At 72.1% G+C, this 22,832-nt stretch carries 22 protein-coding genes; 10 read left to right on the top strand and 12 right to left on the bottom strand.

The window, feature by feature from the left end:
* Positions 1 to 11 precede the first annotated feature (11 nt).
* Both HYQ63_RS03175 and HYQ63_RS03170 read left to right on the top strand, forming a co-directional pair.
* On the top strand, positions 12 to 251 hold the full coding sequence (locus HYQ63_RS03175) for a DUF6296 family protein (RefSeq protein ID WP_063731218.1): 240 nt from the start codon (positions 12 to 14) through the stop codon (positions 249 to 251).
* Positions 252 to 342: 91 nt separating this feature from the next.
* Positions 343 to 1,332 carry a sigma-70 family RNA polymerase sigma factor gene (locus HYQ63_RS03170; RefSeq protein ID WP_179932402.1) on the top strand — a complete coding sequence of 330 codons (990 nt, stop codon included), beginning with the start codon at positions 343 to 345 and terminating at the stop codon, positions 1,330 to 1,332.
* Here HYQ63_RS03170 and HYQ63_RS03165 read toward each other — a convergent pair.
* The gene (locus tag HYQ63_RS03165; RefSeq protein ID WP_179932401.1) at positions 1,243 to 1,656 is read right to left on the bottom strand and encodes an STAS domain-containing protein; all 414 of its coding nucleotides are present in this window, start codon (positions 1,654 to 1,656) and stop codon (positions 1,243 to 1,245) included. The two genes, HYQ63_RS03170 and HYQ63_RS03165, sit on opposite strands and share 90 nt — an antisense overlap.
* A 110-nt stretch (positions 1,657 to 1,766) precedes the next feature.
* Between HYQ63_RS03165 and HYQ63_RS03160 the strand changes: the two genes are divergently transcribed.
* Positions 1,767 to 2,225 (top strand): GNAT family N-acetyltransferase, encoded by a 459-nt coding sequence (locus HYQ63_RS03160; protein ID WP_179932400.1) that lies wholly within the window; start codon positions 1,767 to 1,769, stop codon positions 2,223 to 2,225.
* 13 nt (positions 2,226 to 2,238) lie between these two features.
* Here the strand turns inward: HYQ63_RS03160 and HYQ63_RS03155 are convergent, their stop codons facing one another.
* Positions 2,239 to 3,081 carry a class II fructose-bisphosphate aldolase gene (locus tag HYQ63_RS03155; protein ID WP_179932399.1) on the bottom strand — a complete coding sequence of 281 codons (843 nt, stop codon included), beginning with the start codon at positions 3,079 to 3,081 and terminating at the stop codon, positions 2,239 to 2,241.
* 192 nt (positions 3,082 to 3,273) lie between these two features.
* Positions 3,274 to 4,167, bottom strand: a complete 894-nt coding sequence (locus tag HYQ63_RS03150) for an SIS domain-containing protein (protein WP_179932398.1) — start codon at positions 4,165 to 4,167, stop codon at positions 3,274 to 3,276.
* Between the two features lie 173 nt (positions 4,168 to 4,340).
* On the opposite strand from HYQ63_RS03150, the gene HYQ63_RS03145 reads away from it, so the two are divergent.
* Positions 4,341 to 5,129: a DeoR/GlpR family DNA-binding transcription regulator gene (locus tag HYQ63_RS03145; protein ID WP_179932397.1), complete on the top strand. Its 789-nt coding sequence runs from the start codon at positions 4,341 to 4,343 to the stop codon at positions 5,127 to 5,129.
* A 34-nt stretch (positions 5,130 to 5,163) separates the two neighbouring features.
* On the opposite strand, the gene aroQ is transcribed toward HYQ63_RS03145, so the two are convergent.
* Positions 5,164 to 5,637, bottom strand: coding sequence for a type II 3-dehydroquinate dehydratase (aroQ, locus tag HYQ63_RS03140; RefSeq protein ID WP_179932396.1), 474 nt, complete (start codon positions 5,635 to 5,637; stop codon positions 5,164 to 5,166).
* A gap of 205 nt (positions 5,638 to 5,842) precedes the next feature.
* Between aroQ and HYQ63_RS03135 the strand changes: the two genes are divergently transcribed.
* Both HYQ63_RS03135 and HYQ63_RS03130 read left to right on the top strand, forming a co-directional pair.
* Positions 5,843 to 6,202, top strand: a complete 360-nt coding sequence (locus tag HYQ63_RS03135) for an L-rhamnose mutarotase (protein WP_179932395.1) — start codon at positions 5,843 to 5,845, stop codon at positions 6,200 to 6,202.
* Between the two features lie 199 nt (positions 6,203 to 6,401).
* Positions 6,402 to 8,039, top strand: a complete 1,638-nt coding sequence (locus tag HYQ63_RS03130) for a S1 family peptidase (RefSeq protein ID WP_179932394.1) — start codon at positions 6,402 to 6,404, stop codon at positions 8,037 to 8,039.
* Positions 8,040 to 8,110: 71 nt separating this feature from the next.
* Here the strand turns inward: HYQ63_RS03130 and HYQ63_RS03125 are convergent, their stop codons facing one another.
* Together HYQ63_RS03125 and polX are read right to left on the bottom strand one after the other, a co-directional pair.
* Positions 8,111 to 8,905 (bottom strand): uracil-DNA glycosylase, encoded by a 795-nt coding sequence (locus HYQ63_RS03125; protein WP_179932393.1) that lies wholly within the window; start codon positions 8,903 to 8,905, stop codon positions 8,111 to 8,113.
* Positions 8,902 to 10,647 carry a DNA polymerase/3'-5' exonuclease PolX gene (gene polX / locus HYQ63_RS03120; protein ID WP_179932392.1) on the bottom strand — a complete coding sequence of 582 codons (1,746 nt, stop codon included), beginning with the start codon at positions 10,645 to 10,647 and terminating at the stop codon, positions 8,902 to 8,904. The genes HYQ63_RS03125 and polX overlap by 4 nt, the downstream gene beginning before the upstream one ends.
* 234 nt (positions 10,648 to 10,881) lie before the next feature.
* Between polX and HYQ63_RS03115 the strand changes: the two genes are divergently transcribed.
* Positions 10,882 to 12,039, top strand: coding sequence for a hypothetical protein (locus tag HYQ63_RS03115; RefSeq protein ID WP_179932391.1), 1,158 nt, complete (start codon positions 10,882 to 10,884; stop codon positions 12,037 to 12,039).
* Positions 12,040 to 12,455: 416 nt separating this feature from the next.
* Here the strand turns inward: HYQ63_RS03115 and HYQ63_RS03110 are convergent, their stop codons facing one another.
* The 5 genes from HYQ63_RS03110 to bglX all read right to left on the bottom strand — a co-directional run bounded on the left by HYQ63_RS03110 (position 12,456) and on the right by bglX (position 18,721).
* Positions 12,456 to 13,145, bottom strand: coding sequence for an HdeD family acid-resistance protein (locus HYQ63_RS03110; protein ID WP_179932390.1), 690 nt, complete (start codon positions 13,143 to 13,145; stop codon positions 12,456 to 12,458).
* 98 nt (positions 13,146 to 13,243) lie between these two features.
* Positions 13,244 to 14,080, bottom strand: coding sequence for an SDR family oxidoreductase (locus HYQ63_RS03105; RefSeq protein ID WP_179932389.1), 837 nt, complete (start codon positions 14,078 to 14,080; stop codon positions 13,244 to 13,246).
* 154 nt (positions 14,081 to 14,234) lie between these two features.
* On the bottom strand, positions 14,235 to 15,059 hold the full coding sequence (locus tag HYQ63_RS03100; protein WP_179932388.1) for a SigB/SigF/SigG family RNA polymerase sigma factor: 825 nt from the start codon (positions 15,057 to 15,059) through the stop codon (positions 14,235 to 14,237).
* A gap of 241 nt (positions 15,060 to 15,300) precedes the next feature.
* Entirely contained in the window at positions 15,301 to 16,224 is a 924-nt protein-coding gene (locus HYQ63_RS03095; protein ID WP_179932387.1) for an AEC family transporter, read from the bottom strand.
* A gap of 184 nt (positions 16,225 to 16,408) precedes the next feature.
* Positions 16,409 to 18,721: a beta-glucosidase BglX gene (gene bglX / locus HYQ63_RS03090; RefSeq protein ID WP_179932386.1), complete on the bottom strand. Its 2,313-nt coding sequence runs from the start codon at positions 18,719 to 18,721 to the stop codon at positions 16,409 to 16,411.
* 209 nt (positions 18,722 to 18,930) lie between these two features.
* Here bglX and HYQ63_RS03085 point away from each other — a divergent pair, with 209 nt between their 5' ends.
* The 3 genes from HYQ63_RS03085 to HYQ63_RS03075 are packed head-to-tail and all read left to right on the top strand — an operon-like array spanning position 18,931 to position 22,104.
* Positions 18,931 to 20,310, top strand: a complete 1,380-nt coding sequence (locus HYQ63_RS03085) for an MFS transporter (RefSeq protein WP_179932385.1) — start codon at positions 18,931 to 18,933, stop codon at positions 20,308 to 20,310.
* A 12-nt stretch (positions 20,311 to 20,322) separates the two neighbouring features.
* Complete coding sequence (locus HYQ63_RS03080; protein ID WP_179932384.1) at positions 20,323 to 21,393, top strand: exo-alpha-sialidase; 1,071 nt, start codon at positions 20,323 to 20,325, stop codon at positions 21,391 to 21,393.
* 36 nt (positions 21,394 to 21,429) lie between these two features.
* Positions 21,430 to 22,104, top strand: a complete 675-nt coding sequence (locus HYQ63_RS03075) for a GntR family transcriptional regulator (RefSeq protein WP_009712462.1) — start codon at positions 21,430 to 21,432, stop codon at positions 22,102 to 22,104.
* Between the two features lie 41 nt (positions 22,105 to 22,145).
* Here HYQ63_RS03075 and HYQ63_RS03070 read toward each other — a convergent pair whose 3' ends face one another.
* Positions 22,146 to 22,826 carry a GntR family transcriptional regulator gene (locus HYQ63_RS03070; protein WP_063731268.1) on the bottom strand — a complete coding sequence of 227 codons (681 nt, stop codon included), beginning with the start codon at positions 22,824 to 22,826 and terminating at the stop codon, positions 22,146 to 22,148.
* Between the last annotated feature and the right edge of the window lie 6 nt (positions 22,827 to 22,832).

Genomic DNA, 22,832 nt, shown 5'->3' with positions numbered 1-22,832 from the left:
AGGAGTGGGCGATGCCGCGACGAGAGAGATACGAGCTGATTTTCGCCGATCCGGTCGCCCCGGCGCCGGACGCCGAAGACATCGTGATGGTGCACCGCACGGATTCCAGCGGGCCCGGCGGACACCCCGTCTACGCGGACGACACCGGCATCGTGCGGGCCGAGATCAGCGACCGCGCCGAGGTGCGGATGATCGCCAGCGGCGGGCACCAGGTGCACGCCTCGACGGTGCGCGCCCGACCGGTGGCCTGAGCGGATGTCGCAGGTCAGGGGATTTGTCAGTGCCGCGCGCTAGCTTTCCTCCCACGGGAGTCCGCAGAAGCAAAACGATCGAGGTGCGTCGATGAGTGATGTCGCGGCAGTGGACGGCACGGCCGGTGCCGAGCTCCAGCTGGAGCCGTACCGGGTCCAGCTCACCGGTTACTGCTACCGGATGCTGGGCTCGGCGTTCGAAGCGGAGGACGCCGTCCAGGAGACGATGGTCCGCGCCTGGCGGGGCCTGGACCGCTTCGAAGGGCGGTCGGCGCTGCGCTCCTGGCTGTACCGCATCGCCACCAACGTGTGTCTGGACATGCTGAACGGCAGCAAGCGCCGGGCCCGCCCGATGGACCTCACCTCCGTCTCCTCGGCGACCCCCGCCACCCTCACCGCGCAGCCCGAGGCCACCTGGGTCGGGCCGGTGCCCGACGGGCAGGTGCTGGCCGACGGCGGGGACCCCGCCGAGGTCGCAGCCCAGCGGGACGCCGTGCGGCTGGCGTTCGTGGCCGCGCTCCAGCACCTGGCGCCGCGCCAGCGCGCGGTGCTCATCCTGCGGGAGGTGCTGGCCTGGAAGGCTTCCGAGGTCGCCGAGCTGCTGGACACCACGGTCGCGTCGGTCAACAGCGCGCTCCAGCGGGCCCGGGCCACGCTCGCCGCGAGCGAGATCAGCGACACCGATCCGGTCAAGCCGCTGGACGAGGAGCAGCGCGCGCTGCTCGCCCGCTACGTGGACGCCTTCGAGCGCTACGACCTGGACTCCCTCACCTCGCTCCTGCACGAGGACGCCACCCTGTCCATGCCGCCCTACGACCTGTGGCTGCGCGGCCACGACGACATCCGCACCTGGCTGCTGGGGCACGGCATCGGCTGCCGTGGCTCCCGGCTGGTCCCTACCGTGGCGAACGGGGCACCGGCCTTCGGCCAGTACCGGCCGGGCGGACCGGGCGGCGCCCATGAGCCCTGGGCGCTCCAGGTCCTGGAGATATCAGCCGGGCGCATCACCGGGCTCAACTCGTTCTTGGACACCGAGCGGCTGTTCCCCCTCTTCGGCCTCCCCGCCCGGCTCGATTCGTAACGTCGCGGGCGCGGTCAGCACCTCGTCCAGCCCCGTCCGGGCGAGCACCTCGGCCAGCTCACCGCCGGTGTTCCGCAGCCGCATCTCCCGCCCCAGGCGGCGGGCGGTCAGCCGCAGCCGGGCCAGGGTCTCGACCATGGCCAGGACCGGTCGTTGTGCCGCGCCCACGTCCACGATGACGGGACCGGGGGTGCTGTGGCGCACCAGCTCGCCCAGCCGTGCGCACAGCCGCTCCACCTCGGCACGGGTCTCCGGCGGCCGGTCGAGGACCAGGACGGCCGGGGGAAGCGCGGGCGGGGGACTCTCGGGCTCGGGACCGGCCAACGTCCACCTCCTGTTGTGGGGCGCGCGGTGGTGCGCGCGCTCATCAGAAGGGACCCTCCGGGCCGGGAAAATTCATCGCCGCGCCGGCGGCCGGATGCCACGATCGGCGCATGACGACACGACGGCTGAGAGCCGGGCGCGAGGAGGAGGCCGGGGTGCTGACCGAGCTGGCGCTGCGGTCGAAGGGCCACTGGGGGTATGACGAGGAGTTCCTGGCCGCCTGCCGGGAGGAACTGACGATGCGCGAGGGCGAGCTGACGGCCCGTCGGACCACGGTCGCCGAGGAGGACGGGCGGGTGCTGGGGTTCGCCACCCTGGAGGGCACCGCCCCGCAGGGGTGGGTGGGGATGCTGTTCGTCGACCCGCCCGCGATCGGCGGCGGGGTGGGGCGGCTGCTGTACCGGCATGTGTTGGAGAGGGCGGGCCGTCTCGGCTTCACCCGGCTGACCATCGACGCCGATCCGTATGCCGAGCCGTTCTACCTGGCCATGGGGGCGCGGCGCATCGGCACGGCCGCCTCGGGCTCCATCCCGGGCCGGATGCTGCCGCTGCTGGAGGCCGTGCCGTGACGTCTGCGGAGCCTCAGCGCGGTACGGCGCGCACCAGGGCCAGCAGACGGGTCACCTCGCGGGCCACCGCGTCCCGCGCCGCCGCGACATAGCGGCGCGGGTCGACCACCTCGGGATGGTCGGCGAGGTGGTCGCGGATCGCCCCGGTGTAGGCCACGTTGAGGTGGGTGGCGATGTTCACCTTCGTCAGACCCGCCGCGACCGCACGGGTCAGATCCGCCTCGGGCACCCCGGAGGACCCGTGCAGCACCAGCGGTACGGGCACGGCCGCGCGCAGCGCCGCGACCAGCTCCAGGTCCACCACCGCCTCCTTGACCACCATGGCGTGCGAGGTGCCCACCGCGACCGCGAGCGCGTCCACGCCCGTCGCGGCGACATACGCGGTGGCCTCGACCGGATCGGTCCGGGCGCCGGGCGCGTGCGCCCCGTCCTTGCCGCCCACCTCGCCCAGCTCCGCCTCGACCCACACCCCGGCCGCATGGCAGTCGGCCGCCACCGCGGCGGTGGCGGCCACATTGCCGTCGTAGTCGCGTGCCGAGGCGTCGAACATCACGGACCCGAAGCCGAGCCCGAGTGCCTCCCGCACCAGCCCGGGTTCGGTGGCATGGTCCAGATGCACCGCGACCGGGACCCGCGCGGCGCGGGCGACCTCGACGGTGGCCCGGCCGATGGCGGCCAGGGCGCCGTGGTACCGCACCGCGTTCTCGCTGATCTGGAGGATGACCGGGGCTCCGGCCGCCTCCGCCCCGGCCACGATCGCCTGGGCGTGCTCGATCTGGATCACATTGAACGCACCCGCGCCGAGCCCGCCCCGTACGGCAGGCCCGACGATCTCAGCGGTGGCCACCAGCGGCATGGCCCGCCTCCCTTCCCTAGGGGGTGTCTTGTCGATCAGGCCGGATCAGCGAGCGGCGTCTGGTGCGGTGCATCGCAACCCGCGTGAGGAGAGCGCAGCGGCGCTGCGTGCGACGAGCGCGGGGCCGCGAGGTGCCGTGCCAGGCGTCGGGAGCCCGGCATGATCGGCAAGACACCCCCTGGCTCCGCCCGCTCAACCGAGGATCACCGAGCGGGTGAGGTTCCGGGGCCGGTCGGGGTCGAGGCCGCGCGCCACCGCGATCGCCACCGCGAGCCGCTGCACCAGCACCAGTTCGGCCAGCGGATCGCGGCCGTATCCGACGAGGCGGCCACCGGGCCCGGTGACCTCCTGCTCCGCCAGCCCGGACGGGCCCTCGCCCAGCCACCACACCACGCTGCGCGGGCCGGTGACGCTGATCGGCCCGTGCCGGTACTCCATCACCGGGTACGCCTCGGTCCACGCGCCCGCGGCCTCGCGCATCTTGAGCGCGGCCTCCTGCGCGACGCCGTACGTCCAGCCGCGCCCGAGGAACGTGAACTGGCCCGCCTCCGCGAGCCCTTCGGGCAGCGGCGCGGCGAGCGCCGCCGCACCGTGCTCGACGAGACCGCCCAGGTCATGGCCCAAGTGGGCGCGCAGCAGGGCCAGTTCACTGGTCGCCCAGCGGGTCTGCACCACCGACCGCTCATCCGCGAAGTCGAGCACGACCGCGGCGTCCGCCAGGCCGGTGACCGGGGAGCCGGGGACCGCGGTGATGACGGTGGTGCGCGCCCCGCCCCGTATCCGGCCGAGCAGATCCAGCACCTCGGTCGTGGTGCCCGACCGGGACAGCGCGAGCACTCGGTCGTAGGCGCGCCCGGTCGGCATCTCCGACGCCGGGAACGCGTCCGTCTCGCCCTGCCCCCCGGCCTCGCGCAGCGCCGCGTACGCCTGGGCGATGAACCACGAAGTGCCGCAGCCGACGACGGCGACCCGCTCACCGGCCCGGGGCAGTGCCTCACGCACCGGCCCGTCCGGATCCCGGGCCAGTTCGATGGCGCGGCGCCAGCAGTCGGGCTGGCTCGCGATCTCGGTCTCGGTGTGGCTCATGGGACTCCCCGGCTCGGCTTCCGACGGACGCGGATGGACGTGCGCCTGCACACTGCATGCTCGAAGATGCTTCTTACAGCCTGATAATGCGCATGATCTTGCAGAGAAGTCCAGAGTGCGAACACCCGGGGTAGGGTGAGCCGCGACGGAACGACGGGGGTCGAGGAGACGGCGTGAAACGGCCCGAGCGCTGGAACGCCCTGCTGGAACTGCTCGGCAGGGACGGCAGGATCGAGGTCGAGGAGGCCGCGGCCGAGCTGGCGGTGTCCGCCGCCACCATCCGGCGGGACCTGGACGAACTCGCGCAGCAGCAGATGCTCACCCGCACCCGCGGCGGCGCGGTCGCGCACAACCTGTCGTACGACCTTCCGTTGCGCTACAAGACCGCCCGGCGCGCCTCGGAGAAGCAGCGGATCGGCGCCGCCGTCGCCCGCATGGTCGAGCCCGGCGCGGTCGTCGGCCTCAACGGCGGGACCACCACCACCGAAATCGCCCGCGCCATCGCCACCCGCGGCGAACTGTCCGGCTCCGTGGGCGGCGGCCCGGCCGTCACCGTCGTGACGAACGCCCTGAACATCGCCCATGAGCTGGCGGTGCGCCCGCACATCAAGATCGTGCTTACCGGCGGGGTGGCCCGCCCCCAGTCGTTCGAGCTGATGGGGCCGTTGGCCACCGGGGTGCTGGCCCAGGTCTCCCTCGATCTGGCCATCCTCGGGGTGGACGCGCTGGACCCCGAGCGGGGCGCGGCCGCCCACCACGAGGGTGAGGCCGGAATCAACCACCTCATGGCCGACCGCGCCGCCCGGGTGGTCGTCGCGGCCGACAGCTCCAAGCTGGGCCGCCGGGCGTTCGCCCGGATCTGCGCGCTCGACGCGATCGAGGTGCTGGTCACGGACACCGGCGCCACCGAGGAGGCGATCGCCCCGTACGCCGAGGCCGGTGTCCGCGTCATCCGGGCCTGACGGGCCCGGGTCTCACTTCTTCAGGTCTTGAGGTTCACTTCTTCATGGCCGCGAGCAGCGTGGCCACCCGCTCCACCGCGAAGGCGTAGCCCTGGATGCCGCATCCGGCGATCACGCCGCTGGCGAGCGCGGAGACGTAGGAGTGCTGCCGGAACGGCTCGCGCTGGTGGATGTTGGAGATGTGCACCTCCAGGATCGGCATGTCGTCGCAGGTCGCCAGCGCGTCGCGCAGGGCCACCGAGGTGTGGGAGTAACCGGCCGGATTGATGATGACGGCCGCGTGCCGCTCGCGGGCCTCCTGGATCCAGTCGATCAGCTGCCCCTCGTGGTTGCTCTGGCGGCAGTCGGTGGTGAGCCCGTGCGGGGCGGCCGTCGCCGCGACCAGCTTCTCGACGTCGGCGAGGCTGTCGGTGCCGTAGATCTCCGGCTGGCGAAGGCCGAGCAGGTTCAGGTTCGGCCCGTTGAGAACCAAGATCGTGGAACGGTCGCGCACGGGGGTGTTGGCCATGGCGTTGGGGTCCTTCCGTGGTCGTCATCAGCGGGTGCGCGGCGTCCGGCGATCGCGCCGCTCCGCGAGGCATCGTAGATCGCGGCGGCCGTTTCCAGCGCCCGGTGGGGCAGGAGAGGCCGCCGGACCGTTGGCGGGCGGGGCCGGAGGGGGCAGAGTGGCTCCGGTCATATGCCGTGATGAGAGTGGACGAAGGGAGATGCCGATGCGCGTGGCGCTGCACTCGGTCCTCAAGGAGGGCCAGGAATCGGGCTACGAACGGGAGCACGCCACGGTTCCGGCGGATCTGCTGGAGTCGCTGGGGCGGGCCGGAATCACCAACTGGCGGATCTGGCGCAGCGGACGCCATCTCTTCCACCTCGTGGACTGCGAGGACTTCGCCGCGGCGATGGCGGCGCTGGACGAGGACCCGGTCAACCACCGCTGGCAGGAGTTCATCGGCGCCTACGTCGATCACTTCGAGACCACGGCGGGCTCGCCGGTCGAAGGGTCGGCGCAGATGGCCCTGGGGGAGGTGTGGGAGCTGCGCGCCCAGGCCGCCCGGGCGGGCGGGGATGGGGGCTGAGGGTGCGGAACCGGCGGACCCTACCGCTCCGGATCGTTCGGCGCAGCCATTCATCACACTGTGAGTCATGGTGAGAACGGAGTAAACGCCTCCCGTACTCGGTGGTGGCCCTGCGCGAGGGCGTGGCGGAACGCAACAGGCGCTCCGCACATGCCCCGCGCCCCCCTACTGGAGGTCAGTGTTGAGCCACCACCGACGTGTGAACAAGCGGACCCTCGCCGTTTCCGGCGCTGCTGTCGTCGCGCTCGGGGCAGCCGCCCTTCTGCTGCCCAATGCCAATGCGAGCCAGGACAAGACGACGGACGTGAAGACCTTCTCGTCCCCGTCGGCAGTGAAACTCGCGAGGAGCCTCGCCTCAGACCTCGGTGACAACGGCGCTGGCTGGTACTTCAACAACGACACGAGCCAACTGGTCATGAACGTCATGACCGAGGACGCGGCGAAGACCGTGGAAGCCCAGGGCGCGGTCGCCAAGATCGTGCAGAACAGCATGTCCGAGCTGAAGGCCGCCACCAAGACGCTGAGCACCGACGCCTCGGTAGCCGGTACCGCCTGGTCCATCGACCCGGTGACGAACAAGGTCCGGGTGACCGCGGACAAGACCGTGACCGGCGCCAAGTGGGACACGCTGACCAAGGCCACGGACGCGATGGACGGCATGGTGTCCGTCCAGCGGACGAAGGGCGAGTTCAAGAGGTTCGACGGCGGCGACACGGCCCAGCCGGGTGCCAACGGCGGCGCCGCGGGGGCCGGTGACGCGGCGGGCGACGCCGCCGGGGAGGACGCGGCCGCCGGTGGTGCCGGGGATGCGGGTGCCGGTGGCGCCGGAGACGCTGCGGCCGGTGGCGCCGGGGATGCCGCGGGCGGTGCTGGTGAGGCCGCTGGCGGCGCCGGAGACGCCGCGGGCGGTGCCGGTGAGGCCGCCGGTGGCGCGGGCGGTGGTGGCGAAGCCGCTGCCGGTCTCGTCGGCGGCGATGCCATCTTCGGCGGTGGCTCCCGCTGCTCCCTCGGCTTCAACGTCTCCGTCGACGGAGCCCCCGGCTTCCTGACCGCGGGCCACTGCGGCAACGAGTCCGAGACCTGGACCGCGGACCAGGCGGGTGCCCAGGCGCTGGGCACGGTCCAGGACACCCAGTTCCCCGAGACCGACTTCGCGCTCGTCATGTACGACGACGCGACCACCCAGCCCGAGAGCGCGGTCAAGCTCGCCGACGGCAGCAACCAGGCGATCGGCCGGGCCGTCGAGGCCAGCGTGGGCCTCGAGGTGCAGCGCTCCGGCAGCACGACGGGCGTCAGCGACGGCGAGGTCACGGGCCTGAACGCCACGGTGAACTACGGCGGCGGCGACATCGTCAACGGCCTCATCCAGACGAACGTGTGCGCGGAGCCGGGCGACAGCGGTGGCGCGATGTTCGCCGGGGACGCGGCGGTCGGCCTCACCTCCGGCGGCAGCGGCGACTGCACCCAGGGCGGCGAGACGTTCTTCCAGCCGGTGACCGGCGCCCTGGAAGCCACCGGCGCGGTGATCGGCGCCGATGACGGCGGCGCGGGTGACGCCGGTGGCGCGGGCGATGCCGGTGGCGAAGGTGCCGCGAACGCCGGTGCGGGCGATGAAGGTGCCGCGAACGCCGGTGCCGGTGACGAGGGCGCCGCGAACGCCGGTGCCGGTGGCGAAGCGGGTGCCAACGCGGGCGCGGGTGCTGCGAACGCCGGTGCGAATGCCGGTGCGAACGCGGGCGCCAACGCCGGCGCGGGCGCCGGTACGGGCGACGACCAGGACGGCGCCGGAGCCGGTGACGCCGCCGGTGACGCCGCCAGTGGGGCCGGGCTCAACTGACCCGCCCCGCCCCCTGAACGAGGCCCCGGGCGCCCTCCTGCCCCAGTGCCCGGGGCCTCACCTTCTCCCTGTCAGCCGCCCTCCGGGGCGGAGGCCAGGGGAGCGGCTGGCGGAGGCAGCAGCCCGGCCGCCTCCGCCGCCGCGCCGAGCACATCGTGCAGCACGGCCGGGGTGAGACGGCCGGTGAAGGTGTTCCGCTGGCTCACGTGATAGCAGCCGAACACCCGCAGCGGGGCGCCCCCGTCGGTGGCCTCCAGCGTGATCCGCGCGCCGTGTCCGAACGCGGGCCGCGGCCGGGGCACGGCCCATCCGGCGGCGTTCAGCGCGGGCAGGGCGGCCTGCCAGCCGAACGCCCCGAGGACCACGACGGCCCGCAGGGTCGGCCGGAGCAGCCGCAGTTCCCGCACCAGCCACGGGCGGCAGGTGTCCCGCTCCCCGGGAGTGGGGCGGTTGGCGGGCGGGGCGCAGTGCACCGGCGCGGTGATCCTGACCCCGCGCAGTGCGAGACCGTCGTCGCGGTGGGTGGCGGTGGGCTGGTTGGCCAGGCCGACGGTGTGCAGTGCCGCGAACAGGAAGTCGCCGGAGCGATCGCCGGTGAACATCCGGCCGGTGCGGTTGCCGCCGTGCGCGGCCGGGGCGAGCCCCACGATGGCGAGCGCCGCGTCCGGAGGGCCGAACCCGGGCACCGGCCGGGCCCAGTAGTCCCAGTCGGCGAAGGCTGCCCGTTTGGTACGGCCCACCTCCTCCCGCCAGGCGACCAGACGCGGGCAGGCGCGGCACCGGCTCACCCGTTCGTCCAGCTCGGCGAGGGTGCGGGCTCCGGGCGCCCGGCGGGCGGGTTCGGAAGGGGAAAACGTTGCGGTCATACGTCGCGCGATTGCCCCGATCCCTTGCGCAGGAAACGCCGCAGCCGGGTCAGCGGCCAGGTGTTGATGACATCGTCGGTGGTCAGCCAGGCGCGCTGGGCCATGCCCACCCCGTACCGCGGATTGGCGAGGTCCAGCGTCGAGTGCGCGTCGCTGTCGATGGCGAACACCACGCCGTGCTCCTTCGCCCGCAGGATGTTCTCGTCCGACAGGTCCAGCCGGTTCGGATGCGCGTTGATCTCCAGCGCGGTGCCGGTACGGGCACACGCGGCGAACACCGCGTCCAGGTCGGCGTCGACGCCGGGCCGCTTGCCGAGGATCCGGGTCGTCGGATGGCCGATGATGTTGACGTGCGGGTTCTCGCAGGCCCGCAGGAACCGCCGGGTCATGGTGTCCCGGTCCTGGCCGAACTGCGTGTGCACCGAGGCCACGCACAGGTCGAAGCCCTCGAGGAAGTCGTCGGGCCAGTCCACCTCGCCGTCGGCGTCGATGTTCAGCTCCACCCCGTGCAGCAGCCGCATGTCCCGGCGGCCGCGTCCGCGGTCCATGGCGCGCAGCCGCTCCCGCTGGGCGAGGATCTTCTCCTTCGTCATCTGCTGCATGTAGAGCTTCGGCGCGTGGTCGGTGACGGCGTAGTACGCGTAACCGCGCCGCTCCGCCGTGGCGATCATGTTCTCCAGCGGTTCGAGGCCGTCGGTGAGATCGGTGTGGGTGTGCAGATCGCCACGCAGATCGGATTCGCCGACCAGCCTGGGCAGTTGGCCCTCCAGCGCGGCCTTCACCTCGCCGCGGTCCTCGCGCAGGGTCGGCGGGATCCAGTCCATGCCGAGCCGCGCGTACACGTCCTCCTCGCTGCGGGAGGCGATCTTCTTTCCGCTCTTGGTCTCGAAGAGGCCGTATTCGGAGAGCTTGAGGCCGTGGCGCACCGCGATCGCGCGGACGCGGATGTTGTGGGCCTTGGATCCGGTGAAGTACAGCAGCCCCGCGCCCCAGGAGTCGAGCGGCAGCACCCGCAGATCCACCTGGAGCCCCTTGGTGGTGCGGATCGAGGTCTTCTTCTCGCCGTGCGCGATGATCTCGGTGGTGTACGGGAGCGCGGTGAACGCGTCCATGAAGGCAGCTGATTCGGCTGCCGCCACCAGGATGTCCACATCGCCCACGGTCTCCCGCATGCGGCGCAGCGACCCTGCGTACGCCGCCCGCTCACAGCCCGGCACCTGCGACAGCGCGGCCACGATGTCGTCGGCGACGTCCATGGCCTCGTCGAGCGGGACCCGGCCGCCCGCGGCCCGCAGCAGCCCGATGCCGTGCAGGATGTTCTCCTCGGACTTCGGCCCGAAGCCCTTGAGGTCGCGCAGCCGGTGTTCCTCGATCGCGGTGGCCAGCTGCTCGATCGAGGCGATGTTCAGCTCCTCGTACAGCAGCATGGCCTTCTTCGGCCCGAGCGCCGGGATCGCGGTCAGCTCCCGCACCCCGGCCGGGATGGCGGCGCGCGCTTCCTCGACGGCGGGCACGTGTCCGGTGCGCAGATACTCGACGACCTTCTCGGCGATCGACTTGCCGACGTTGGGGATCTCCCGCAGCCCCTTCACATCGAGCCCCGACACATCGGTGGGATGGCCGCCGATCGACCGTGCGGCCTTCTCGTAGGCGCGCGCCCTGAACGCGTCCCCGCCCGTGATCAGGAGGAGATCGGCGTACTCGCGCAGGAGGGCTTCGACCTCCTCGTTGGAGCGAGCCATGGGACAGATTCTAGTCGCGGTACGGCCGGACGGCCCCAGGGAGCGCCTTGCCGATCATGCTCGCTGATCCGGCCTGATCGACAAGACACCCCCTGGCGATCCCGGAGAGCTGGAGGGATGCTTGGTTCGTGTAGCGCCCCACGCGGCCGAAGCGGCGCGGGCCTACGCGGCCGAAGTGGCGCGGCGATCCGGACGCCCGTCCGGGTCGTGTGTTTCCCCGGTTTGGGGGAGGTCATGGACGTTGGATTCCTGAAGCCGTTGTTCGATCGTCCCGGTCCCTGGGCGTGCGTCTACCTCGACACCTCGCGTGCGACGGAGGACGCCCCCACGCGGCGCCGGCTGCGGGAGCGTTTCGTGGCCGGTCAGCTGACCGCCCAGGGCGCCGACCCCCGCACCCGTGAGGCGGTGGTGAGCAGGCTGGCCGGTGAGCGGGCGGCCAGCGCCTCCGCCGGACGGGCGCTGTTCGCGTCGGACGGCGAAGTGGTGCTCGACCTGCCGCTGGCCGCGTCCCCGGGCGACGTCGTCACATCCTGGTCGCCGCTGCCCCGGGTGGCGCCGCTGGCGTCGCTGCGCGGCGAGTGGCCGTCGTGCCTGGTGGCGTACGTCGACCGGACGGGCGCCGACCTGGAGCTGCGCGACGAGGGCGGAGCCCGCCCGGTGTGCCGCGCCACGGGCGGGGCGCCACGGGGCCGCGGCCACCGGTCGGTGCCCGCCGACCGGTACGAGTGGCACTACCGCAACCGGGTCGAGAACGGCTGGGAGCACACCGCGGACCTCGTCGCCGAGGAACTGGTACGGCAGTGGCCGGACAGCGGCGCGCCCCTGCTGGTGCTGGCGGGCGATCCGCGCGAGCGCAGGGCGGTCCGCGACCGGCTGCCCGAGCCGCTGCGGGACCGGGCGGTGGAGGCGCGGCACGGCAGCCGGGCGCCCGGGTCCGCCCGGGACCTCCTGGAGGCGGAGATCGACCATGCCCGCGCGGACCACGCCCGCGCCCATCTGGAAGCCGTACTCGATCTCTTCCGCGCCGGGCGCGGCCGCCCCGGCGGGCACGCCGCGACCGGCCACGACGGCTCCGCGCCGAGCGGGGCGGCGGAGGGGGTGCCCGCGGTGGTGGAGGCGGTGCGCAGCCATCAGGCGGCCACCCTGCTGCTGGGCCAGGCGGGCGGCGACATGCGCCATGAGGTGTGGATCGGCCCCGGTGCCGATCAGGTGGCGGTGCAGCGGGCCCAGGTGCGGGCGCTGGGCGTGCGCGCGCCCGAACCTGCGCGCGCGGACGACGCGCTGATGCGGTCCGCGGCGGTGGCCGACACCGAGGTGCTGCTGGTCCCCGAGGGCCTGGCGGGGCCCGCCGGAGGGCTGGGCGCGGTGCTGCGCTGGCACGGGCCGGGCTGAGCGGCGTCAGGAGCCGGGACTGAGCGCCGTGCCGTCAGGAGCCCCCGGGCGCACGCGATCTGAAATCATGTCGAAAGCTATTTTCTCGGCGAGTCAGACACCTGAGGGAAGTTCACACTTTTGTATGCTTTCTTCAGCGCGTCGTTCCCCCCTGTCGGACAGTCACTGTCCGTACGGTCACGAAAGGGGCTCCCAATGCAGCAGACGATGGAGGTTCGCCCACCGGTACCCAGCCGTTCCAGTAGTAGATGGCGTCGATACGGTCGGCTCGCCGCCGCGAATTTCGTGCGGGGCGCGTCGTATGCATGCGGCACCGCGGCCATCGGTCTGATGGCGTGGTGGGTGCAGACTCACTAGCCAGCCCCCTCTTGGTTGTCGCGACAGCCGCTCGGGGCGGCTGTCGCGGCGGTTTTTACTTACGGCTGCGGATGGGGCTGCTGGCGGAACCGGAAGCCGTGATGTGCCTTGCGGGGCGCCTGGCCTCCGAGCCGGGTTCGCAGCTGGATCCCGTGAATGACCTCGATGATGCCCAGAACGATCAGCCAGACGCCGGTCACCAGGGTGAGCGCGGCGATGGAGCCGAAGGGCGACACGATCAGCACGATTCCGGCCAGGGCGCTGACGACGCCGAGGAAGATCTGCCAGCCGCGGGCGGGGATCCCCTCGTCCTGGACGGCCGTGATGGTGTGCATGACACCCCGCAGCAGCCAGGCGAATCCGATCCACAGGGCGAGCAGCAGGACCGACTGGGCCGGACCACGGAAGCAGAGCAGGCCGAGGAACACGCTCACCGCTCCGCTGACGAAGCCGAGCACCCGCATCGACTGCGGGGTGTGTGCCCCGAAGGCCCCGACCAGCTGGAAGATGCCGCTGATCAACAGATAGACACCGAACAGGGCGCCGACCACCGCCAGGGTGGCCGCCGGCCACACCAGCACCAGCAGCCCCAGCACGATCGCGGCCAGGCCCGCGGTCAGCAGAACCTGCCAGGCGGCGTCCGACAGGGTGCCCAGGAGACCGGTGAAGGGCCCCTCCGGGCCGGTGGGACGCTCACCGCGCTCATTCCGCTGGTCGGCGTCCCGTGAGTTGTCCGAGGGGAACGTCATCGTCGTTCACCTCCTTGAGGAAACGGTGACACCACCATCCTCGCTCCACGCGCGCCGAATCGCCTGGTGGTGGCCGGTGGCGGCCGGTGGCGCCGCGGTCAGCCGCCCGTGGCGAAGCCGGGGAAGAGGGTCATCCCGCCGTCCACGTAGAGCGTGGTGCCCACGACGTAGTCGCACAGGTCGGACGCGAGGACGACCGCGGCGTTCGCGATGTCCTGCGGATCGCCGATCCGGCCGTAGGGGATCAGCTCCAGCAGGGCGGTCCTGGCGTCCTCGGTGTCCCACGCGTCACGGTTGATCGGCGTCTTGATGGCGCCCGGCGCGATCGCGTTCACCCGGATCTTCTCGGGCGCCAGCTCCTGGGCCATGGTCTGCATCATCATCGCCACGCCGCCCTTCGACGACGCGTAGTTGACATGTCCGGCCCAGGGGATGATCTGGTGGACCGAGCTGACGCAGATGACCTTCCCGGCCGCCCGCGATACCTCCGGAACGACCCCGCGCCGCTGGAACTCCTTGACCGCCTCCCTGGCGCACAGGAACTGACCGGTGAGGTTGACGGAGAGCACCTTCTCCCAGTCCGGCAGGGTCATCTCCACCGTCGGGGCGTCACGCTGGAGGCCCGCGTTGGCGACCAGGATGTCGATCGTGCCGAGCCGGTCGACCATGGCGGACACCATGTCCACCACCTGGTCCTCCTGCGACACATCCGCCTGGTGGGCGTACGTGTGCACACCGTGGCCCTCGATCTCCTTCACGACGGCCTCGGCGGACGGCCGGTCGGAGACGTAGTTGACGACGACATCCGCGCCGGCGCGCCCCAGGGCGATCGCGGTCGCCTTGCCGATGCCCGAGTTCCCCCCGGTCACCAGCGCCTTCTGGCCCCGGAGGAGCTTGAGGTCGGACACCGCGGGCGGGCCTTGGAGGGTGGTCACGGGCGTACTCCTTCGCTGGGCAACGGTGATCCGCGCCCCGACCCTCGCAGTCCGGAGCGGAGCCGGGCGCTCTCCACGGCGCCACGGTCACCCGCTGAGGCGATGCACATCGTTCCAGCGGCGCAACGCGGGGGAGCGGTGGGCGGCACGCCGTTCAGTTGGCGCTCGGCTCGGCCAGGGCCTGGGCGCGCAGCGTCGAGCAGGTGCGGTTGATGAGCCGGGAGACATGCATCTGGGAGATGCCCAGCTGCTCGGCGATCCGGCTCTGGGTCATGTCGCAGAAGAACCGCAGGTAGAGGATCTGGCGCTCCCGGGCGGGCAGCCGCCCCAGCCCCGGGCGCACCGCCTCGCGGTCCACCACCCGGTCGTACGCGGGCTCCTGGCCGCCGAGCGTGTCCGCCAGCGAGTAGCCGTCGTCCGCGCCGGTCAGCTGGGCGTCCAGGGACAGCGGGGTGAAGCTGCCCATGGCCTCCATGCCGATGCGCACCTCCTTCTCGCTGAGGCCGGTGCGCTCGGCGATGGCCTCGGTGGGCACCGTGGCGTCGTCGAGGGAGTGGGACAGCTCCCGGTGTGCGGCCCGCACCCGGTTGCGCAGCTCCTGGACCCGGCGCGGCACGTGCAGGACCCACAGGTGGTCCCGGAAGTGGCGCTTGATCTCGCCGACGACGGTGGGCACCGCGAATCCCGCGAACGCCGTGCCGTGTTCGGGGTCGTACCGCTTGACGGCCTTCACCAGGCCGAGCGCGGCCACCTGCTCCAGGTCCTCCAGGGATTCGCCGCGGTTGCGGTACTGGCGGGCCAGCCGCTGCGCCATCGGCATCCACGCCTCCACCACCCGCTGCCGCAGCGCGTCCTTCTCGGGGCCCTCGGGGAGGCGGGCCATCTCGTGGAACTCGGCGCTGGTGTCCGGGGCGTCGTCATGCGGGTGCTTCGAGGAGCCGGAGCGGGGACGTGCCGTGTGCTGCGCTGCGGTCGTCATGTCACACACCTCCTGCAAGGGGCTGACGGGGTCGCCTGGGACCGTGGCCGCTGCCGTGCGGGAGCGCGCAGGATACGGACCGGTGGCCGCGTCCTGGAGCGGTCGGACTGCTCCCGCGGTGCGTGCCTCCGGTCCGAAGCACGAATAACCGCCTGCCCGGGGCCTCCAGGGGTAAACCCCACCCGATTCCGGGCCGGACACCCCCGCCGGGCGCCGCCCTCGGCCCGGCGGCGCCGAGCCCTCAGCCCAGCAGCGCCGCCACCGTGAAGAGCACCGGTACGGCCAGCACCGTGGACAGCAGGATGGATTCGCGGGCCAGGATGGTGCTCGTCTCGTAGCGCACGGCGTAGGTGAACAGGTTCTGCGCCGCGGGGAGCGCGGAGGTGACGACGGCCGCGAAGAGGGCGGTCCCGGCGAGCCCGAAGAGACCGGCCGCGATGGCCCAGGCCACCACCGGCTGGCCGAACGACTTCAGCGCCACCGACAGCAGCACCGGGCCGCGCTCCTCGCCGCGCCCGGGCAGCGCACTGCCCGGTAGCGAGATCCCGAAGGCCAGCAGCACGGCGGGTACGGCCATGCTGCCCACCAGGGAGAACGGTTCCATGAGGGGCCCGGGCACCCGCCACCCGGTGGCGGCCACCGCGACCCCGGACAGCGAGCCGATCACGATGGGGTTGCGGAACGGGCTGGTCAGCCGGCGCAGCATCGAGGGCGGGTGGTCCCCGGGGCGGCTGAGGTCGATGACGGTGAGCGCGATCGGTGTCATCACCAGTTGCTGGAACAGCAGCACCGGGGCGATGAGGGACGCGTCGCCGAGGACGTACATGGCGATCGGGATGCCGAGGTTGCCCGCGTTCACATAACTCGCGCACAGGGCGCCGATCGTGGTGCGGCCCACGCTCCACTTGCGCACCGCGCCGACCGCGACGAACGCGCCCGCCACCACGAAGGTGCTCAGGGCCGTGACGAGCAGCGGGGTCGAGACGATGACGGAGAGGTCGGCGTGGGCCAGGGTGGTGAACAGCAGCGCGGGGGAGGCGACGTTGAAGGAGAGCTTGGTCAGGACCTCCCGGCCCTGCCCGCCCAGCGCTCCGCGGCGGCCGAGCACATAGCCGGTGACGATGATGCTCGCGATGACGCCGAAGCCGGTGATCACACCGCCCACGGGACCTCCGCCCGGCCGGGGTTCCGGTGGACCGCGAGGTGCCGCGGAGCGGGGTGGCTTCTCGGGATGCGGGGCAAGGGGCAGGGCGCGGCGGTCATCTTCGGTGTCTTCCCGGGCTGGAGTTGTCAGCATGCACCCTACAAGTAACCCGGTGTGCCTGTGCAGAAGACGGGACGCCGTCCCACTATGTGATCGTCAGGGTCCGTTCACTCCTCGCCCGTGCGCTGTTGCCCGCGTAGATCTGGATCTCGCCCTTCTCCACCGTGAACGTGCCGTCCCGGTCGTGGGTCCAGAAGCCCAGGTCCTCGGCGCCCAGCCGGAAGCGGACGGTGGTGGACTTCCCCGCGCCGAGCGTCACCCGGCGGAAGCCGCACAGCCGCCGCACCGGTTGCACCAGGCTCGCCACCGGGTCGCGCAGATACACCTGCACCACCTCGTCGCCCTCGCGTTTCCCGGTGTTCCGCACCGTGACCGCCACCTCCACGGTGTCGCCCTTGCGCAGCGCGTCGGCCGCGATACGGCTGACGGACAGCTTCGGCTCGCCGATGTCGAAGGTGGTGTAGCTGAGGCCGTGGCCGAAGGCGAACTGCGGGCCGTCGGCGAGGTCCAGGTACTTGGAGGTGTACTTGTTGTCCGGGTCGTAGGGGCGTCCGGTGTTCTCGTGGTTGTAGTAGATGGGGATCTGCCCGGCCGAGCGCGGGAAGGACACCGGCAGCTTGCCGCCCGGGTTCACGGTGCCGAACAGGACGTCCGCGATGGCGTTTCCGCCCTCGATGCCCGGATGCCACGCCTGGAGCACCGCGGGTGCCGAGTCCAGCCAGCCGCCCATCGTCAGCGGGCGCCCGCTGACCTGGACCACGACGAAGGGCGTGCCGGTGTCCGCGATCGCCGCGATCAGCTTCTCCTGCTGTCCGGGCAGGCTGATGTCGCTGCGTACGGCCGCTTCCCCGCTGAGCGCCGAGGCCTCCCCGACCACGACGACCGCCACCTCGGCCGCCCTGGCGACCGCGGCGGCCTTCGCGATGCCGCCGGTGTCGCCGGAGTCTTTGCCTGCCGGGTCAACACCGGGGGCATGGGTGACCCGGGCCTTCGGCGCGGCGTCCTTGACCGCGTCGAGGACGGTGACCGGCGGAAACGCGTCCGCCCAGGGCCCGGCCCAGGAGCCGCGCAGATCGGTGGAGTCGGCGAAGGGCCCGACGACGGCGATGGAGGAGGCCGACGGGCTGAGGGGGAGCAGCGCCCCCTTCTCCTTCCCGGCCGGGGTGTTCTTGAGCAGCACCATGGTGCGCGCGGCCGTCTCGCGGGCCGCCGCCCGGGACGCCTTGGTGGGCTCCTCGATCGCCGTGTCCTCGTCCACGTAGGGGTGTTCGAAGAGCCCGAGCCGGAACTTGAGCCGCAGGATGCGGGCCACCGCGTCGTCCAGCCGCGCGGTGGTGATCGCGCCGCTGCGCAGCAGCCGCTTGCCGTGGTCGGCGAGGGTGGTACTGGCCATCTCCATGTCGACCCCGGCGTTGAGCGCCAGCCGTCCGGCGTCGGCATGGTCCGCGGCGAAGCCGTGGACCGTCATTTCCTGAACGCCGTTGTAGTCGCTGACGACGACGCCGCCGAACTCCCACTCGTCCTTGAGGATGTCGGTGAGGGTGTGTGGGTTGCCGTGGGCGGGGACCCCGCCGATGGTGTTGAAGCTCGCCATGACGGTGGCCACCCCGGCGTCCACGGCCGCCAGGAAGGGCCCGAGGTAGAGGTTGCGCAGCCGGGCCTCGGAGACGTCCACCGTGTTGTAGTCGCGCCCGCCCTCGGCGCCGCCGTACGCGACGAAGTGCTTGGCGCACGCCGCGAGCCGGTCCTTCGCCCCCAGGTCCTCGCCCTGGTAGCCGCGGGTCTTGGCGGCGGCGAGGGCGGCCGTCAGATGCGGGTCCTCGCCGCTGCCCTCGGAGATCCGCCCCCAGCGCGGTTCGTGGGTGACGTCCATCATCGGGGAGAACGTCCAGTGCACCCCGTTGGAACGGGCCTCCTTCGCGGACACTTCGGCGTCCCGTGCGGCCACCGCCGGGTCGAAGCTCGCGGCCTGGGCCAGCGGGATGGGGAAGGTGGTCCACATGCCATGGATGACATCGAGCCCGAACACCAGCGGGATGCCCAGCCGTGACTCCTCGACGGCCATCCGCTGGAGCGTGTTGGTGGTCTTCGCCCCGTAAATGTTGAGAACGGAGCCGAGCCGTCCCTGCCGGGCCGCCTTCTCCGCCTCGGCGGTCTGTCCGCCGCCGGGCCCGGTGTCGCCGGTCCAGGCGAGCTGCTGGAGCTGGCCCAGCTTCTCCTCGACCGTCATCCGCCCCAGCAGGGCCTGGACCTTGGCCTCGTACGGGGCGGGCTCCGCCGCGGGCCGCTCGCCGGGGCCCGGCCGCTCCCGGGCCTGGGCGGTGCCGGTTGCGGCCTTGCCCGCGATGGCCGTGCCACCGGCCGCGGCGAGCACCGTTCGTCTGCGCACACCATTCATGTTCTTCGCCCCTTGAAGAGTTTTGAAGAGTTCTGAGGGTGTTCGACGGTTCGATCTTTCAAAAGTCGAACTGAAGTTACGGAGTCGTTTCCGGGGCGTCAAGGGTGCCTATTGACGGGCGTGGTGCGGGATCCCATACTCATCGCCACGGTTAACCGTGAACGGTTAACCAGTGTCCCGGGCAATGAGGCCCAGAGCAGGAGAAACACATGACCTCACGCCACGCGTCCGCCCAACTCCGTCGCACCGTGTTGTCGAGCTTCATCGGCAACACCATCGAGTTCTATGACTTCCTGCTCTACGGCCTCGCCAGCGCGCTGGTGTTCGGCGATCTCTTCTTCCCGAGCCTGAGCCCGTTCGCGGGCACCCTCGCCTCGTTCGCCACCTTCGGCATCGGCTTCATCGCCCGCCCGCTCGGCGGCTTCGTCTTCGGCCACCTCGGCGACACCATCGGCCGGAAGACCACGCTGGTCACGACGTTGTGCGGGATGGGCGCCGCCACCTTCGCCGTCGGTCTTCTGCCAACGTACGACACCATCGGCATCTGGGCACCGGTGCTTCTCGTGGTGCTGCGCTTCATCCAGGGCTTCATGGTCGGCGGCGAATGGGGCGGCGCCATGCTGATGGTCGTCGAGAACGCCCCGGCGCACCGCCGCGGCTTCTTCAGCGCCTGGCCCAACACCGGCGGCTTCTCCGGACAGCTGCTGGCCACGGGCATGTTCGCGCTGATGGGCATCCTGCCCGACGGGCAGTTCCAGTCCTGGGGCTGGCGCGTTCCGTTCCTGTGCAGCGCGGTGCTGGTGGGCGTGGGCCTCTGGATGCGCGGCCGGCTCGGCGAATCCGAGGTGTTCGAGCAGGTCAAGCACGAGGAGGGCAAGGCCAAGGCGCCGCTGCTCGACGTGCTGCGCCACGACTGGCGGAGCGTGCTGCTGATCATGTCGCTGCGGTTCAGCGAGAGCGTGCCGTTCTTCCTGCTGACCGTCTTCGCGGTGTCCTACGGGCCCGAACACCTCGGCATCCCGAAGGCCACGCTGACCACCGCCATCATGATCGCCTCGGTGCTCGCCTTCCCCGCCCACGGCTTCTTCGGCGCGCTGTCCGACAAGGTGGGCCGCCGCCCGGTCTACGTCTACGGCGGCCTGGCCGCCGCGGCGTTGACCTTCCCCGCGTTCTGGCTGCTGAAGTCCGGCTCGGCGGTGCTCATCGTGCTGGCGTACTGCCTGGTCATCAACCTCGCCCACAATGCCTGCAACGCCGTCCAACCCGCCCTGTTCACCGAGCTGTTCGGCTCCAAGGTCCGCTACAGCGGCGCCTCGGTCGGCGCCCAGCTCGGCGCGATCGTGGCCGGTGGCCTCACCCCGTTCATCGCGACCGCGCTCACCGGCGGCGGCGACAACTGGGTCCCGGTGGCCGCGTACGCGAGCGCCGTGGCCCTGGTCTCGGCGGCCGCCGCGTACTTCTTCACCCCCGAGACCTCCCGCCGCGACCTGGTCGACACCAGCTCCGCGATGGCGGCCGGGTCCGAGCCCGCGCCCGCGCCGGACACGGGGAACGCCAAGGTGCCGGAGACCGACGCGGTCTCGCCCTGACAGGAGCCGGCCATGACCGTCCACCGCGAGTTCGTCCTGCGCGACGACCCCCGCTTCGGGCACTGCCACGCCTCCACCCTGCTCTCGCTGCCGGACGGCGATGTGCTGGCCGCCTGGTTCGCCGGAAGCCGGGAGGGCGCGGCCGACGTGGCGATCTGGCTGGCGCGGCGGACCGGCGACGGGTGGGGCGCGCCGGTGAAGGTGGCGGACGAGGCGGGGCTGCCGCACTGGAACCCCGTCCTGTTCGCCACCGGCCACGGCGAGGTGCTGCTCTTCTACAAGACCGGCCACCGCATCCCCGACTGGCGCACCCGGGTGCTGCGCTCCCGGGACGGCGGCCTGAGCTGGTCCGCCCCCGCCGAGCTCGTACCGGGCGCGGACGGGGCCGGTGGCCGCGGACCGGTGAAGAACAAGCCGATCCGCCTCGCCGACGGCGGCTGGCTCGCGCCCGCGTCCGTCGAGGAGCCACGGAGCGCCGGCGGCCGCTGGGACGCGTTCACCGACCGCTCGGACGACGGCGGCGCGAGCTGGCGGCGCTCCGCGCCCGTCCCCCTGGACCGCCCGGCGTTCCCCGGCGCCGGGGTCATCCAGCCCGCGCTGTGGGAGAGCGCCCCGGGCGAGGTGCGGATGCTGCTGCGCAGCTCCTGCGGCCGGGTCTGCCGCAGCGCCTCCCACGACGGGGGTGCCACCTGGTCGACCGCGCGCCCGCTGGGCGTACCGAACAACAACAGCGGTCTGGACGCCGTACGGCTCGCCGACGGCCGGGTGGTGCTGGCGCACAACCCGGTGGCCGCCGAGTGGGGCGCGCGTACCCCGCTGGTGCTGTCCGTCTCCGAGGGCGACGGGATCACCTGGCGCCGGGCGGTGGTGCTGGAGGACCGCCCGGTCTCCCGCCCCGGCGCCATCGTCCCGGACGAGACGGGCGTGCGGACCGACGGCCACAGCGAGTTCTCCTACCCGGCGGTCGTGCCCTGGGCGGACGGCGTCGCCGTCGTGTACACCTGGCAGCGGCGCGGCATCGCCTTCGCCACCGTTTCCGAAGCGGCCCTGAGGAGGAATAATGAGTCAACGGTTAACCGTTGACTGAAGGACGTTCCGCCCCCCAGAAGGAGCCCGTCGGTGCCCATCACCTCGCTACAGCAGCAGTCCCTCGGCGATCTGGTCGCACACGAACTGCGCGTCCTCATCATCTCAGGACGACAGCGCCCCGGCACCCACCTCGTCGAAGGTGCCCTCGCCGAGCAGTACGACGTCAGCCGCGGCCCCGTCCGCGACGCGCTGCGGCAGCTGGAAGCCGAGGGGCTGGTCGAATCCCGCCGCCGCGGGGTCTTCGTCACCGGGCTCACCGAGGACGACGTGGACGAGCTGTACACGCTGCGGGAATCCCTGGAGACCCTCGCCCTCACCCTCGCCATCGGCCGGGCCGAACCCGGCGACTGGGACCGAGCCCAGGGGTTCGTCGACCGGATGCGGGACGCCGCCGACCGCTCCGCGCCCAGCGACTTCGCCCTCGCCGACCTGGAGTTCCACTCCCAGTTCTACGTGCTGTCCGGGCACCGCCGGCTGGTCGCGGTCTGGGAGCAGTACCGGCCCACCTTCGGCGTCGTCCTCGACGTGACCAACGCCCAGGACGTCGATCTCCACCCCTCCGCCGAGGCCCATGTCGACCTGCTGAAGACCGTGCGCAGCGGCGAGACCGAGACCGCCGTCACCACCCTGCGGGAGCACCTCCTCGGCGCCAAGAACCGGCTCCGCTCGGCGCTGCGCGCCGCACGGGCCTCCGCCGACGGCTGACCGTCCGCGGACCGTGCCCCCGGTCGCCGCGCCGGGGGCCTTCAGACCCCGCGCTCGTCCATGCCCTGCATCAGCGCCTGGTGGCTGGCGCGGACGTGCTCGCGCATCACCCGCTCGGCACCGTCGCCGTCCTTGGCCTGGATCAGGCTGAGGACGCGATGGTGCTCGGAGTCCGACTCGATGAGCCGCCCGGGGCGGGACAGCGAGGTGCGCACCAGCCGGGCGTAGGCGAGCTGGTTCATCAGGGTGCGGTAGTGCCCCTCCAGCTTGCTGTTGTCCGCGCCCTTGACGATCAGGTCGTGGAACTCATGGACCAGTGCCGCGTACCGTTCGGCGTCGCCGTCTTGGACGGCCTGGTCAGCCGCCCGCATGCTGGCCTCCAGCTGGTCCACCTCGGGCACGTTCCCACGGAAGGCGAGCAGCCGGGCGGCGGCGCCCTCGAACAGCTCCTTCATCTGGAACAGCTCGGTCAGCTCACGGCGCGACGGTACGGCGACGAATGTGCCGACCCGCGGCCGGACTTCGACCAGCCCCTCTATCTGGAGCTGCTTGAGGGCCTCGCGGATGGGCGTCCGGCTGACCCCGAAGGTCTCGGACAGCGCCATCTCGGACAGGCTGGAGCGGGGCGGCAGTTCGCCACTGATGATCATCTGCCGCAGCTCTTCGGCGACCCGCGCCTGCATGCTGGTCTGCTGAAGCCGCTTGCCTGTGGGTTGTTGCATGGCACG

This window comes from Streptomyces sp. Rer75 (assembly GCF_013414305.1).
Classification (GTDB): Bacteria; Actinomycetota; Actinomycetes; order Streptomycetales; family Streptomycetaceae; genus Streptomyces; species Streptomyces himastatinicus.
This window is presented reverse-complemented; position numbering and strand designations above follow the sequence as displayed.

Bases quoted from the DNA above. Each gene is read 5' to 3' on its own strand.
- HYQ63_RS03155 (WP_179932399.1), bottom strand. From the start codon at position 3,081: ATGCCGCTGGTGGCCACCGCTGAGATCGTCGGGCCTGCCGTACGGGGC.
- bglX (WP_179932386.1), bottom strand. From the start codon at position 18,721: ATGAATGGTGTGCGCAGACGAACGGTGCTCGCCGCGGCCGGTGGCACG.
- HYQ63_RS03150 (WP_179932398.1), bottom strand. From the start codon at position 4,167: ATGAGCCACACCGAGACCGAGATCGCGAGCCAGCCCGACTGCTGGCGC.
- HYQ63_RS03110 (WP_179932390.1), bottom strand. From the start codon at position 13,145: ATGACGTTCCCCTCGGACAACTCACGGGACGCCGACCAGCGGAATGAG.
- HYQ63_RS03125 (WP_179932393.1), bottom strand. From the start codon at position 8,905: ATGACCGCAACGTTTTCCCCTTCCGAACCCGCCCGCCGGGCGCCCGGA.
- HYQ63_RS03160 (WP_179932400.1), top strand. From the start codon at position 1,767: ATGACGACACGACGGCTGAGAGCCGGGCGCGAGGAGGAGGCCGGGGTG.
- HYQ63_RS03085 (WP_179932385.1), top strand. From the start codon at position 18,931: ATGACCTCACGCCACGCGTCCGCCCAACTCCGTCGCACCGTGTTGTCG.
- HYQ63_RS03135 (WP_179932395.1), top strand. From the start codon at position 5,843: ATGCGCGTGGCGCTGCACTCGGTCCTCAAGGAGGGCCAGGAATCGGGC.
- aroQ (WP_179932396.1), bottom strand. From the start codon at position 5,637: ATGGCCAACACCCCCGTGCGCGACCGTTCCACGATCTTGGTTCTCAAC.
- HYQ63_RS03170 (WP_179932402.1), top strand. From the start codon at position 343: ATGAGTGATGTCGCGGCAGTGGACGGCACGGCCGGTGCCGAGCTCCAG.
- polX (WP_179932392.1), bottom strand. From the start codon at position 10,647: ATGGCTCGCTCCAACGAGGAGGTCGAAGCCCTCCTGCGCGAGTACGCC.
- HYQ63_RS03115 (WP_179932391.1), top strand. From the start codon at position 10,882: ATGGACGTTGGATTCCTGAAGCCGTTGTTCGATCGTCCCGGTCCCTGG.
- HYQ63_RS03080 (WP_179932384.1), top strand. From the start codon at position 20,323: ATGACCGTCCACCGCGAGTTCGTCCTGCGCGACGACCCCCGCTTCGGG.
- HYQ63_RS03175 (WP_063731218.1), top strand. From the start codon at position 12: ATGCCGCGACGAGAGAGATACGAGCTGATTTTCGCCGATCCGGTCGCC.
- HYQ63_RS03070 (WP_063731268.1), bottom strand. From the start codon at position 22,826: ATGCAACAACCCACAGGCAAGCGGCTTCAGCAGACCAGCATGCAGGCG.
- HYQ63_RS03100 (WP_179932388.1), bottom strand. From the start codon at position 15,059: ATGACGACCGCAGCGCAGCACACGGCACGTCCCCGCTCCGGCTCCTCG.